Origin of the sequence: Criblamydia sequanensis CRIB-18 (assembly GCF_000750955.1) — a bacterium.
In the GTDB taxonomy this organism is placed as follows: domain Bacteria; phylum Chlamydiota; class Chlamydiia; order Chlamydiales; family Criblamydiaceae; genus Criblamydia; species Criblamydia sequanensis.
In genome coordinates, this window is record NZ_CCEJ010000001.1 from 413,630 (window position 1) to 427,069 (window position 13,440).

General features: G+C 38.2%; 14 protein-coding genes. 2 read left to right on the forward strand and 12 right to left on the reverse strand.

The genetic code is table 11. The features are described 5' to 3' along the window. Nucleotides 1-52: 52 nt before the first annotated feature. The 8 genes from CSEC_RS01710 to CSEC_RS01745 form a co-directional block, all read right to left on the reverse strand. Nucleotides 53-1,117 (reverse strand): beta/alpha barrel domain-containing protein, encoded by a 1,065-nt coding sequence (locus CSEC_RS01710; protein ID WP_041016660.1) that lies wholly within the window; start codon nt 1,115-1,117, stop codon nt 53-55. Continuing rightward, entirely contained in the window at nt 1,105-2,346 is a 1,242-nt protein-coding gene (locus tag CSEC_RS01715) for a dihydroorotase (RefSeq protein WP_041016662.1), read from the reverse strand. Before CSEC_RS01715 ends, CSEC_RS01710 begins: the two co-directional genes overlap by 13 nt. An 8-nt stretch (nt 2,347-2,354) precedes the next feature. Next, the gene (gene pyrI, locus CSEC_RS01720; protein ID WP_053331676.1) at nt 2,355-2,840 is read right to left on the reverse strand and encodes an aspartate carbamoyltransferase regulatory subunit; all 486 of its coding nucleotides are present in this window, start codon (nt 2,838-2,840) and stop codon (nt 2,355-2,357) included. Further along, nucleotides 2,831-3,784 (reverse strand): aspartate carbamoyltransferase, encoded by a 954-nt coding sequence (gene pyrB, locus CSEC_RS01725; RefSeq protein ID WP_053331677.1) that lies wholly within the window; start codon nt 3,782-3,784, stop codon nt 2,831-2,833. Before pyrB ends, pyrI begins: the two co-directional genes overlap by 10 nt. Then, the gene (gene carB / locus CSEC_RS01730; protein ID WP_041016663.1) at nt 3,774-6,977 is read right to left on the reverse strand and encodes a carbamoyl-phosphate synthase (glutamine-hydrolyzing) large subunit; all 3,204 of its coding nucleotides are present in this window, start codon (nt 6,975-6,977) and stop codon (nt 3,774-3,776) included. The genes pyrB and carB overlap by 11 nt, the downstream gene beginning before the upstream one ends. Further along, on the reverse strand, nt 6,974-8,092 hold the full coding sequence (carA, locus tag CSEC_RS01735; protein WP_079977934.1) for a glutamine-hydrolyzing carbamoyl-phosphate synthase small subunit: 1,119 nt from the start codon (nt 8,090-8,092) through the stop codon (nt 6,974-6,976). The genes carB and carA overlap by 4 nt, the downstream gene beginning before the upstream one ends. A 160-nt stretch (nt 8,093-8,252) precedes the next feature. Continuing rightward, nucleotides 8,253-9,665 (reverse strand): orotidine-5'-phosphate decarboxylase, encoded by a 1,413-nt coding sequence (pyrF, locus tag CSEC_RS01740; protein ID WP_041016664.1) that lies wholly within the window; start codon nt 9,663-9,665, stop codon nt 8,253-8,255. Nucleotides 9,666-9,775: 110 nt separating this feature from the next. Continuing rightward, on the reverse strand, nt 9,776-10,789 hold the full coding sequence (locus CSEC_RS01745; RefSeq protein ID WP_041016665.1) for an exonuclease/endonuclease/phosphatase family protein: 1,014 nt from the start codon (nt 10,787-10,789) through the stop codon (nt 9,776-9,778). Nucleotides 10,790-10,906: 117 nt separating this feature from the next. Between CSEC_RS01745 and CSEC_RS01750 the strand changes: the two genes are divergently transcribed. Both CSEC_RS01750 and CSEC_RS01755 read left to right on the forward strand, forming a co-directional pair. Further along, nucleotides 10,907-11,296, forward strand: a complete 390-nt coding sequence (locus CSEC_RS01750) for a DUF302 domain-containing protein (RefSeq protein WP_053331678.1) — start codon at nt 10,907-10,909, stop codon at nt 11,294-11,296. Between the two features lie 8 nt (nt 11,297-11,304). Next, the gene (locus CSEC_RS01755) at nt 11,305-11,700 is read left to right on the forward strand and encodes a hypothetical protein (RefSeq protein ID WP_041016666.1); all 396 of its coding nucleotides are present in this window, start codon (nt 11,305-11,307) and stop codon (nt 11,698-11,700) included. 90 nt (nt 11,701-11,790) lie between these two features. On the opposite strand, the gene CSEC_RS01760 is transcribed toward CSEC_RS01755, so the two are convergent. The 4 genes from CSEC_RS01760 to CSEC_RS01775 form a co-directional block, all read right to left on the reverse strand. After that, nucleotides 11,791-12,426: a hypothetical protein gene (locus CSEC_RS01760; protein WP_041016667.1), complete on the reverse strand. Its 636-nt coding sequence runs from the start codon at nt 12,424-12,426 to the stop codon at nt 11,791-11,793. Nucleotides 12,427-12,600: 174 nt separating this feature from the next. Beyond that, nucleotides 12,601-12,756: a DUF3309 family protein gene (locus CSEC_RS12915; protein WP_041016669.1), complete on the reverse strand. Its 156-nt coding sequence runs from the start codon at nt 12,754-12,756 to the stop codon at nt 12,601-12,603. A gap of 9 nt (nt 12,757-12,765) precedes the next feature. Next, nucleotides 12,766-12,948, reverse strand: coding sequence for a DUF6496 domain-containing protein (locus tag CSEC_RS01770; protein WP_041016670.1), 183 nt, complete (start codon nt 12,946-12,948; stop codon nt 12,766-12,768). Between the two features lie 174 nt (nt 12,949-13,122). After that, the coding region (locus CSEC_RS01775) for a putative Ig domain-containing protein (RefSeq protein WP_041016671.1) at nt 13,123-13,440 on the reverse strand (318 nt) is incomplete at its 5' end.

Here is a 13,440-nt window from a genome sequence, read left to right on the forward strand (position 1 = left end):
CTTAAACCCAAGACTTTGGCTTGCTTACTAAGGAACTTTGTAATAAGTGTTGTTACTTGTTATGCCATTTACTAGCAATTAAGGGATCCCACATCATCCCCGTGGCAGACATGGCAAGTTTGGCGCCGCTCTCAAGAAATTCATCAAAATGAAAGGGAAGGGCAATGCCGCCGCCTCCTATAAGCTCAAGGTCTAGCTTTTCAGAGGTGATGATTTTTTTGCTTAATTTTACAAAATCAAGAGCGTTTTTTCGGATAAGACTGCCGCAAACACCGCTTACTTTTCGCTCTTTCCCTAGAGCATAAGAGCCATCTTCTTTAAGGACAGACTTTGAAATGCTATTAATCCCGGCTACGGCTTGTACTTTAGCGCGGCTTAAGCTAATGAGGATTTCTTTTTGTCTCTTTGGATCTTCAAAGTGTCCGACTTTAATAATTAAAGGCGTGGAATTCAAGGCCTTGGTAAGAGCACTTGCAATGGCTTTCGTATTTTCAGGGTCTAAATAAAGAGACCCCTCTTGACTTTGAACATTGGGACATGAAAAGTTGGCTTCTATGATATCCGCCCCGGCTTCTTTTGCAAGAAGCGCTGTACGGACAAAATCTTCTTGAAGGCTTCCCGTATCTTTTGAGCCTACAACTGAAACAATCAAGACTTGGCCTTCTTTTAAAAGAGCTTTAGCTTTTGCGATATCTTCTTGTAAAAAGAGCGGCGGCATAGAGGGCATGCCAAATGAATTGGTAATGCTTAAATTTTCAAGGGTGTCCGGTTCTTTTTCGCATTCGATAACCTTATCTGAATCCGCTAGGGGTTTTACGTAAACCACATTTGGGGTCGGATGACCGGCATAAGGAAAGCTTCTAATAGTTTTATAAGTTAAGACATCAAATCCAAGCTTTGATGCGAGACCAATCCAGCCGCTTGTCAGAAGAGGGCCTGCCGGTACCCCTAAAGGAGAGGCAAGTGAAAACCCTAAAAAGGAAATCCAGTCGCGTTTGTCTTTATAAATTCTTTCCGGGTAGGAGTTTTCAAAACAAGGCCCTTGAAGGACATTTTCGATATAGCTTTTCTTAATGTCGTAGATAGGTTTACTTAATTTATTATCTAAGAGGGGCATAAAGCGAGTTTATCCATGTGAAAAAGTTTATTTTGAATAAAGACATAAGCCACTCTCCCTTTTAGCATTTGATCTGAATAAGGGGACCATTGACATTTGGTTTTTAACTCTTCATCTTTAAATTTTTTGGAAGAGGCAAGGTCGACTAGAATAAAATCGGTTTGCTCTTTCAATCTAAAAATTTTTTCAATATTGGTTCTTGTAAGCTTGACTAAAGTTTCAAGATCGATTTTCCCTTGATCAACAGCTGTCAGTAAAAGGGGGAGTAAAAGTTCAATCGATGGAATGCCTGCCGGAGCTTCTTTATAATTTAGACTTTTCTCACTCAGGGTATGGGGCGCATGATCGGTTCCTATATAATCGATAACCCCTTCTTGGATCCCTTTCCAAAGAGCCTCTTGGTCCTTGTCTTCCCTTAGGGGAGGATTGACTTTTACTTTATTGCCAAATTTTTTGTAGCTCTCTTGGGTGAGAAATAAATGATGGGGAGTCGCTTCTGCAAAAACCGGCAAGCCTTGCTTTTTTGCTTGCTTCACAAGCGAAATCTCATCTTCTGTGCTTAAATGTAAAATGGAGGTGCGTGTTCCATATTTGCTTGTGAGTTCAATCGCTTTAGTGACGGCGGCTTTAGCAGCTTCCCTATTTCTTATCTTGGAATGGATGGAGGGATCGGTTTCGTTTTGATAAATGAGCTTATTTTTCGAAATAATCTTTTCATCCTCTGCGTGAAGGGCGACAAGTAAATCAAGATCTTTGGCCATTTTAAAAATAGCCTCAAGGGTTTTATCATCATCCACAAGTAAATCGCCTGTACTTGATCCCATAAATACCTTTATGGCAATCACATGGTCCTTTACTTTTGGAATCTCTTTCAGGTTATCTTTCGTAGCCCCGAAATAGAGATGGAATCGTAAAGGAATCCCGCCTTGATCTAGCTGTTTTTGGATGAGAACCTCTTTTTCTTTAAACGCTGATAAGGTCGTGCAATTGGGCGTATTGTTCGGCATATCAAAAACTGTCGTAACACCACCCAATAACGCTGCATACGAGCCTGTAATCCAATCTTCTTTATGAGACGCGCCGGGGATTCTAAAATGCACATGAGGGTCGATAAAAGCGGGGAGCATCAAGAGGCCCTGTCCATCAATTTCATAGGAATCTTCTTCGCTTAAAAGACAAAGCTCGCCTTTTGAGCCATCGACTTTATTTACATTTAAAATTCGGATCATGTTCGGGCCTAAAAAGTGTAATTTTTAATATCCGATTGATAAAAGGATTGTTCGCAGTACTTGCAAGTTAACAAGATTTCTTTTTTATGGGGCTTTACATAGAAGTAACAGGGGGAATGTTCATAGCTTGTAATGCAGCAAGGATTGGGACATGAAACCGTATGTTCAATGGTGGCGGGAAGAGTAACCGCGAATTTATGAAATACTTTGTAATCATGAATGATATTAATTGTTGCAACAGGTGAAATTATAGCTATTTTGGCAGCTTCGATAGGGCTCATTTCCCAATCTTTGATTTTAATCAAATCCTTAGCTTTTAAGCGTGAACTTGGCAGATTTAACCCGAGGGTAATTTGATAACCTTTATTTTCTAATTTAAGTAAACGTAAAAGCAATATGGATTTTCCGGCAGGAATATGATCAATCACAGTCCCTTCATCAATGGCGGCGACAGATAATATTTTTTTCGTCTCAATGCGATCAATTACTTCCATAATTTACCTAAAATAGAACTTAATAGGGCTTGTCTTAAATAAAGGCCATTTTTTGCTTGCTCAAAGTAATATGCCGACGGGTGGTTATCAAGGGATCTATCGATTTCATTCACCCGAGGAAGCGCATGAAGAATTTTTAGGTTGGATTTTGCTTTCTCAAGCATAGACTCCTCTAGGTGATAATTTTCCTCGGTTGAATAGCTAAAAGGTTTTGGCATTCTTTCTTCTTGAATGCGGGTCATATAGAGGATGTCCAATTTCGGGATAATTTCTTTTAAGTCTGGGTGAAATGAAAACAAGATGCTTTTATTTTTTAACTCATTGCTTATTTGAGAGGGAAGTTCCAGACCATAATAAGAGGTAAAATACATGCGCATATTAAAAATGGAACAGGCTTGAACAAGAGAGTGTATGGTTCGGCTATACTTGAGATCACCTGTAAAACCGATGTGCAGATCATTTAATTTATTTTGGCACTGATTTATCGTAAATAAATCCACAAGGGTTTGAGTCGGATGCTGGTTAGATCCATCTCCTGCGTTAATGACAGGGGTTTTTGTCGATTCGTGAGCAAGCCTTGCAGAACCCGAAAAGGGATGTCTTAAAACAATCACATCTGCATATTCGCCAACCATCTTTATAGTATCTGAGAGCGTTTCTTTTTTACTTATAGAGGTTTCTTTAGCATCGCTAAAGCCAATTACTTCCCCGGATAAGCGCTTCATGGCAGATTCAAAAGATAATTTCGTCCTAGTGGATGGCTCAAAAAAGCAGCTTGCCATTAAAGATCCCTGCAAGTTGGAATGGATGGTCTTATTTTTAAAGGCTGCGGTTAATTGAATGAGGGCTAACAATTCATTTTTTGAAAAATCGTTTATGGATAGAATACTTCGATTTTCAAAAGACTTTAGAGTATCTTGATAATCTTTAGGGTTAGTTGTCATGCAAAAGGTACTCTTTCCAAGATTTTACTGGGATTTTATTTAAATTAAGATCGGTTAGGCAAATTAAGAAAAGCTGAGCTATTTGCAAATTAGTGATAAGAGGCACATTATAGTCAATTGCAAGACGCCTAATGGTATAGCCATCAGTCATGATATTAGGTTCTCGGTTAGTTGGAATATTAATAATTAAATCCAAGTTTCTTGAAGAAATAGCGTTTTTAATATTTGGATTTGAAAGAACGCTTGTTTTGTGAAGAAATCGGCTGGCAATACCATGATTGGCTAGAAAATCATGAGTGCCTTCTGTGGCATATAATTCAAAACCTAAACTATCTAACTTTTGAATAGAGGATAGTAGTTTTGCTTTTTTTTCGCCGCCAATACTTAAAAGAATTCGTTTTCCAAGAATTTTTTGACCCGTTGATAGCCAAGACCTATAAAAAGCTTCTAAAAAAGTATCTCCAAGACAGCCTACTTCACCGGTAGAGGTCATTTGCACTTGAGCTACAGGGTTAGAACCCTTTAAACGGTGATAGGAAAATTGAGAGGTTTTAACCCCGACATGATTAAGCTCTAAGGTTTCAATTTTAAGAGGCTTATTTTTCCCGAGAATGGCCTTAATCGCAATATCAATGAAATTGCAATTTGTCACTTTTGACACAAAAGGGAAAGAACGGGAGGCTCTCGCATTGCATTCAATCACTTTGATAGCATTATCTTTGGCTAAAAACTGAATATTGAAAGGCCCTGTTATATTCAAAGCTTTAATGATACTTTCAGTGTCTTTTTTTGCGCGCCTTATAGTTTCAAGATAGACTTTTTGAGGCGGGATTACAATAGTGGCATCCCCTGAGTGGACGCCTGCGTTTTCAATATGCTCAGAAATGGTTTGGATAAGGATTTTTCCCTCTTTTGCCACCCCATCAATTTCAAGCTCTTTGGCATTCTCAATAAATTGTGATAAAACGACAGGATGACCTCTCGAATAAATTTTAGCTTCTTCTAAAAATTTTTGGAGATCATTGGCATTATCGATCACGTTCATGGCTGAACCCGACAAGACATAGGAGGGCCTAAATAAAACGGGGAAGCCTACTTTTTCAGCAAACGCTTTTGCTTCAGAAGTTTCTTTAACCTCTGTCCAAAGAGGTTGATCGATTTTAAGATGATTTAGAAGGGATGAAAATTTTTTTCTATTTTCAGCTAAATCTATAAATGAAACCGGCGTTCCCAAGATGGGATAATTAGACCCCTCTAGCTGCAAGGCTAAATTATTGGCAACTTGACCACCGACGCTTAAGATAATGCCCTTTAAATTTTCAAAATCCGCGATATCTGAAACACGCTCAAGCGTTAATTCTTCAAAATATAAACGATCCGATTCATCAAAGTCTGTCGAGATTGTTTCAGGGTTGGAATTGATGATTATCGTAGTCTCGCCAAGCTCTTTTAAGCTCTTTAGCGCATTTACGGCACACCAATCAAATTCAACTGAGGAGCCGATGCAATAGGGTCCAGACCCTAAAACAATGATACCCGGGTTCGCTGAGGGGCGAATATCATGTGAACTTCCATGATAAGTCATGTAGAGATAATTAGTATCAGTTGGAAATTCACCTGCTAGTGTGTCGATTTGCTTAATGACAGGCTTTATGTTTAGTTGAAGCCTTTTTCGTCTGATGTCTTTTTCGGACTCATTTCGAAAATCGGCAATGGCTGCATCAGAAAATCCCAATTTTTTGGCAGCCAATAGGTGTCTTCTATCCAATTCAGAAATTTCTCTTAGAATTATTTCCATTTGATAGAGGCTATGAAGGTGGTGTAAAAACCATTTATCAATTTTTGAATATCTATAGACTTCATCGACGCTGCCGCCTTGAGAGAAGTATTGATAAATGGCAAATAAACGCCTATCGGTTGCTTGAGTATGCTTAATTTCGTTTATAGGGTCAGGAATAGCATGAGGGTATTTTGAAATACCTGTAGACCCAATATTTAACATCCTGATAGCTTTTTGAATAGCTTCCGGAAAAGATCTTCCAATTGCCATGACTTCGCCAACGCTTTTCATTTCAGAGCCGATGGTTCGAACCGCTGATTTGAATTTTTGAATATCCCATCTTGGCATTTTAACAACGACATAATCCAAAGCGGGTTCAAAAAAGGCGTTGGTTTTTTGAGTAATATGATTTGTTAGCTCATGAAGGAGCTTTCCTATTGATACTTTAGCTGCAATAAAGGCGAGCGGGTATCCTGTAGCCTTTGATGCCAAGGCGCTTGATCTTGAAAGCCTCGCATTCACTTCAATCACCCGATAATCGCCTGTCGGGTGAAGGGCATATTGAATGTTGCATTCGCCGATAATTCCAAGGTGGCGAATGGTCTTTAAAGCCACTTCGCGTAAGAGATGATATTCCTGATTCGTTAAAGTTTGCGAAGGGGCTATGACAATGCTCTCCCCTGTATGAATACCCATAGGGTCAAAATTTTCCATGTTGCAAACAGCGACTGCATTATCAGCTGAATCTCTTAAGACCTCGTATTCAATTTCTTTCCAGCCTTCCAAATATTCTTCGATGAGGATCTGCGGCGCTTTGGAGAGAACTTCTTTGGCGGCTTGGATTAGCTGCGATTCATTAGTGATAATGCCCGATCCAAGTCCTCCAAGAGAGAACCCGGCTCTCATCATGATGGGGTATCCGATTTCATTGGCGGCATGCAAAGCTTTTTCCACATCTTTTGCGGCAAAACTTTTTGGGGTATGGACTCCGATTGAAATCAGGGCTTCCTTAAAAAGTTGCCTATCTTCGGTTAAACGAATAGTTTCTATGGGAGTTCCAAGAACTTGGATGTTGTATTGATGAAAGATATGGGCATCATGAAGCTCCATGCCAAGATTTAGAGCGGTTTGTCCTCCAAATCCTAAAAGGATAGCGTCAGGTCTTTCTTTTTCGATTATTTGAGTGACTATATCAAAACTTAATGGTTGGAAATAGACTTGATCTGCCAGGCCATCATCGGTTTGAACCGTGGCAATATTTGGGTTGATCAAGACGGTTTGCATGCCTTCTTCTTTTAAGGCTTTAATGGCTTGAGATCCCGAATAGTCAAATTCTCCGGCTTGGCCGATGGTTAGAGCGCCTGACCCAAGAATCAGGACTTTGCTGCCTTTTTTTAGCGAGGATAATGTCATAATGATGCTGTAAATTGTTCAAAAAGCCATTCGGTATCGGTAGGTCCGGGAGCGGCTTCCGGATGAAACTGAACTCCGGAAAAAGGGTAATGAAGGTGCTTAATGCCTTCAACGGTATTGTCATTTAGATTTTTAAAACTAACAATCCAATCGGATGACAAGGAGTCCTCTTTAATGGCATAACCGTGATTTTGACTTGTCATATAGCATTTTTTAGTGCTTAAATCCATACAAGGCTGATTATGTCCGCGATGTCCATAGGGAAGTTTATAAGTTTTTGCATCGGTTGCAAGAGACAAGATTTGAACTCCAAGGCAAATGCCGAAAATGGGCTTTTTTTTACGCATGGCTTTTTTTAATATGACAATCGTCTCTTTATAATCTTCCGGATTTCCGGGGCCATTTGAGAGAAATACTCCATCAAAGTCTTCTTGGCTGTAATCATAGTTGTAAGGGACTCTTTTAATGATTAATGGGTGCTTTTGCAAATTCCGAAGAATATTTGTCTTCATTCCGCAATCAACCGCAATGATTGTTTTACCTTTTTGCCCGTAGATCATAGGTTCTTTAATCGAAACCTCTTTTCCAAAAAAGGTTTCTGTCTTTAATTCAAACTCTTTTTGAATGAACTCTCTTTCTGAAATAACCCCTTTTAAAGTTCCTTTTTCTCTGATGACTTTAGTTAAAGCTCTTGTATCGACTTCCATTATAAGTGGAATGTTTTGCTCATTTAACCATTCTAAAAAGGACTGTACCCCGGTATTATGGCTCCAATTTTGACAGATATTTGAAACTACAACCCCTTTTGCAAATATTTTTTCAGATTCGAAATAGCTTTTTGAGGGAACTCCGTAATTTCCTATTAACGGGAAAGTGAAAACCAAAATTTGTCCGGCATAAGAGGGGTCGGTTAAGGAAGCTTCATAACCTGTCATTCCGGTTGTGAAAACAACCTCTCCCACTAAGGATCCCTTCAGCCAATTTGGGGATATTCCGGAAAAGGTTTGTCCATTTTCGAGAATTAAAAAACTGTCATGGAATAAAGAGGTGTCCAAAAATTCACTGACATCTAATGGAGGTTTGCCTAAAAGAGGGGCCGGGGCTAAAAGTTCCATTTGAATCCAAAGTCATTGCATTTTTGTCTTATGATTTAAGTACTATCTAAAGAAGTAAATCAAGTTGACCGACGATAATGTGTTAAAGGATAATTTCATCAATGTCAATTCTTTTTTTTTCGTACTCTAAAATTTTAAATCAGAATGGCTTTTGAAACCTTTAAAAAAGACGATTTTGATAAGCTTCCCATCCTTCTTGACGATATTGTTTTGCTGAATTTATTGGGTCATGAGATTGATAAATCCCTCTACCGACAATGATAATGTCAGACTTCCTATTTTGAATGACTTCTTTTGGATTTAGATATTGTTGTCCGAAAGCATCTTTGCCTTCACCTAAAATGACACCGGGAGTCATTGTGATAAATTTAGGGTTTAGGGTAAGTCTTTTACGTGCGATAAAACCTATTACAAAATCTTGAAAATCTTCAGCCATTTGAATAGTTTTTTTTGCATAGCTTTCATCTGTCAAAGCTTGTACGGAACTAAGTTCAGGAATTAACAGAAGGCCTCTTTCATTTTTTTTACCGCCCTCTCTTAAAGCCTTGATTTGATCCGGTCCAACAAGTGTGTGAGCATTAGTTAGATGAGCCCAGGAAGCGATTTTAAAAATACCTCCCTCATATTGCATTAAAGACGTATTGCCAATATCTGCAAACTTACGATCTTCAAAAAGAATAAAGCGATGTTTTTCAGCAAGTAATTGCAGTTTTTTGATTAGCTCCAAATCAAAATCCGAGACAATATCAATATGTGTTTTAAAAACGCAAATATAAGGACCAATTGTCTCTGCAAGATTTAAAAGTTCATTTTTTGATCTGACATCTGCTGCCAGGGCAAGATTAGTTTTTTTTTCGTCCATCAAATAGAATAGGTCTTTCGCAAGAGAATGCTTGGTTAAAGAAGCTCTTTCACGGTAGCTAAGAGGCTTTAAGTTTTCTTTAGAGGAGGTAATTGTTTCAGTGTTCAATTTTCGTTCATGGTTTAAAATAGAAAATATTTTAGAGACATTTAAAACGGAGTGAACCTTTATCCCCATCTCTTTTAGCTCTGATAAATCGCTTTCTTCTCGATCGACAAAACAAATCGCATCTTTAATAATAAGTCCTTTCTCTTTCAATTTTTTGGCAACTTCAATTAAACTACCTCCCGTTGTCACGACATCTTCCACCAGGATGACCGTATCATTTTCTTTATATATCCCCTCGATCAGCTGCTGGGTGCCATGCTCCTTAACCTCCTTACGAACCATGATCATGGGTAAATTTTTCAAAAGAGCAATGCCCGTGCATAAAGAAAGGGCCGCATAAGGCACGCCTGCAAGACTGTCAAAAGGGATATTTGAAATTTTTTGCCACATCAAATAGCACATTTGGGAAAGAGTTTTCGGATAGGAGATCGCCCTTCTTAAATCGACGTAGTAAGGAGAAATGGAGCCATTTTTAAGTTTAAAAGATCCGAATTGAATAGCTCCCATTTCATGGAGTTCAAGCGACACTTTTTCTAAAAGTCGATCTTGATTATCGAATTCAAAATCAGAGGGATTCTCTCTAAGGTTAATCTCAAGACTCATACCTGTTCTCCATTAAGATTCTAAGCAAATTGGCTTAAAGGGGCTTATTTAGGAAGGAGTCTAAAGAATACTCATTAAATGACAAGATAATTTTGGATGAAGATCCTTCATTAATCTTGGCTTGACAAAAACTTTATTCGACTTTTTTGAATGGATCCAATGAGCGCTTGGCTTGCGGCAGAAAGATGCTTTTCTTTTAACTTTTTATAAATGCCCTTGGTTTCTTTACTTCCTAAAATGACAACCGCTTGATCATAATTGGCTGCATGGCTCTTCGGATTCACATGAGTGGGGTAGGGAGCCTTTATTAGGGAGGCAGAAGGCGGCAGAAATGGAAAAAGGCCTTTTTCAAGGTATTCAGGGGTAGTATTAAAATCTCCGGCGATAATTATATCTATTTCGCCTTGGGTTTTTTGGAAAATTAAACCTATGGTTTGAGCTAAGAGTTCAAGAGCTGTTTTAGGAAACTGGGAGGGGCATCCGCTAATGTGCGCTCCTGCTATGATCATTTTTTCCCGGGTTTCTTTATCCTCTATTATAGCATAAGGCAGAACAAAATTTTTTCCTTTATCGAAATCTTCTCTATCATAATACTGCGAAAAAAAAGTTTGGCTTTCATGAATTGTAAATTTTTCCGTATTGATCATAAGGGCTGTCACATTCCATCTTTCGTTCCAATTAGTCGGTCTATTATTTAGATGACTAACTAAGAAAAAAGTGTTTAATCCAAGTTTTTCTACCTTTTTAATTAAGTCAGAATAAAAAAGAGAATAACCTTCTACAATAATTTGTATATTGACCTTTCCTTCAACGAATCTCTTAGCGATTACTTTGATTTGACTCTTAATTTTTCTCCTAAGTGCTTCTTCTAACACCCCTTTTTCAAAGGGATTGCTTACATAAAGATGGGTTTGACGAAAAGGGGGTTTTTCTCCTATTCCAAAAAAGGAATGAAACTTGGGGTTGCTAATATTCCAAGCATTTATCACATGGCCATTCACTTTTAAACCCACTTCTACATGATCGCTTTGGACTTCTGGATCAAGCGGGTTCGATTCGTCAAAGGGAAGGATGGGAGTAAACGAGTCTTGAGAAAATAATTTAATCGGACGTGCTTCTTGCATTTAGAATCTCACATTAATTTTTATTTTAATTTATAAAAACAACTCAAATAAACGGATAGTAAATTTTCTTGCCTATATTTGACAAATTAATTATTTGTTGTTTTTTGGAGGGGTGTTATGAATGATTCGCTTATAGTTTATGAAAGCCCTTATTCTGTCTTGGAAACCACTGATAGAATTAAAGAAGTTTTGAAAAAAAAGAGTATAAAACTCTTCACTCTTATCGATCATTCCGTGGAAGCTAAGGATAACGGATTGGATTTAAATGAAGAGAAACTCCTTATATTCGGTGATCCGAAAGTAGGCACTTATTTGATGCAAGAAAATCCGGAAATCGGCCTTGAGCTCCCTTTGAAAATTCTTATTTGGGGGGAAAATGGCAAGACTCGGATTGCGCACCAAAATTTAAACGCTTTAAAAAACCGCTACAACATTGTCACTCATGCAAAAATACTTGAGAACATGTCTTTAGGATTGCCGCAATTGATCACCCATAGTCTTAAATAAAGGTTTCTATGAGCACTAAAAAACTTGATCAAACTTTGCTTGGAAAATGGAAAGTGATTGGCTGTCAGTTAAATGGTGTTTGGCTTCCAGCTCCCATTTTTGAGCATTTTATTTATAGTTTTCCGGATACGAATAATTTCAGGTTGGATTGGTCGGAGTTGACTTTTCCTCAGTATGTGGGAGGCTTTCCTAAAAGTGAATCCGGAAAAATCAAAATCAAAAAAGGCTCTAATCAAATCGATTTAATCCCAAGCAGCGGGCCTTTCCAAGGAAAAACCTTTAAAGGCATCTATGAGCTAGATCATGATATTCTAAAAGCAAATTTCGGACTTCCCGGAAAGGATCGTCCTTGCCAGTTTTCAGCGGGACAAGGACAGGTCTATGAGATTTGGCAAAGGCTTTAAACCAAAGCGACGGGCCAATAAGCAACAATTTTTTTAAGCGGTTCAAAAACGAATTCGTCGTTAAATGAAATATTAGCGGCAGATTGGGTTTTAGTTCTGAAGCTTAATTGGCATAAAAGCTTTTAAGAGATTAAGTCTATTGGCCGGATCCTTTTCTATAAAATGAAATAGCTTATTCTTAAGGTCTATTTGTACAATGATCTCGGCGCTATTATTAAAATTCTCCTGGTCGTAGGTGATTACTTTAAGAACGAGCTGATCTTTCCCGCCCGGGGTTAATGAAGCAGCATTTGAAAAAGTTACTTTTGGAATATTCTCTAGTTTTAACTCATCTTTTAATTGAATATTGCTAATATCCTTTAAATCTCCAAATAAAAGCAAAGAAGAAGAAGCGACAAATTCCCTTGCGTCTTCTAAAGGATGGTCGTCCTTTATTTCTTTTGTCACGTGAGCGAGTAAACTTGCAAAATAAAGAGTCGGCTCGCCAATTGAGGAGAAAAAAGCGCCTCCATCTTCAAATTTGCCTTCGCCAGTTTCTTTAAGCTCATTTTCATTATCTTTAAAAGTAAGAAAAGGCTTTAGATGCTTATCAATATTGAATCTAAACCCTACGAGCCGATCCGCTATGGCCCCCATGCAAACAAGAGAAAGATAGTCTTTGTCTTCTCCAAATTTGGCATTGATAAGCTCAACAATTGGTAAAGTAACGTCAAATAAGTTGTCCATTCTATTTTCCTTAATAAATACTGAAGCATCATAGAGGCTTCAATGATTACCTACAGCGAAAAAATTCTTTCTTGTTTAAAAAATTCGAGACTTGGAAATGTGACATTACTAAAAAAAATAAATCATGGATAAAAATTATCCATGATAAAGATCTTATTTAGGGCGAATGATAGGTTAAAGTCGTCCTAAAAGCATTAAAATGAGCACGATAATTAAAATCGTTCCTATCACACCGCTTGGACCATATCCCCAGCCGGAACTGTAAGGCCAAGTAGGGATGGCGCCTAAAAGCAATAAAATTAAAACAATGATAAGGATTGTGGTTAGCATGGGATCCTCTTATTTTGAAGTTTTTTTGGGAACTTTTGCCCCTTTTTTACGAGCTTCTGAAAGACCGATCGCAATAGCTTGCTCCCGGGAAGTCACTTTCTTATGACTTTTCCCTGATTCAAGCTTGCCTTCTTTCATTTTATGCATGGCTTTTTCGACAGATTTCTGAGCAGCAGGTCCATATTTTGTCATAATACTCTCCTAATAAATAGCTTAAATTATATTTTTAAAATTTAGCATTTACCAAGAAGGCACACTTCTTTAAATGAGACATAACAAAATATCATAATTATGGGAAATCAATACTTTCTTTAGAGAAAAAAGCCTCTTGTTTTCAAAGATGAAAACAAGAGGCTTTTAATCTAATTAGTCACTACTAAAGTCCATTGTGAAGCTTTGGCTTGTTTGACCGCAAATGGTGGTAGCTGTCACAGTTACATTCCAAATTTGAGACCCGTTCGCAGTCCCGCTAATGAGGCCGGTGGCCGGGTTAATGCTGGATCCCGGTGGAAGCCCTACTGCCGAAAAAGTAATCGGCTGACCGCAAGGGCTCGTAAAGGAGGAAGACACATCATAAGTATATGGGTCTCCCCCTAAGCTTGGAAGAACCAAATCAGGTATCGGGGTTGAAGTCGGAGCAGGACATGGGAACGTCATGTCAAAGCTTTGACTTGTCTCGCCGCA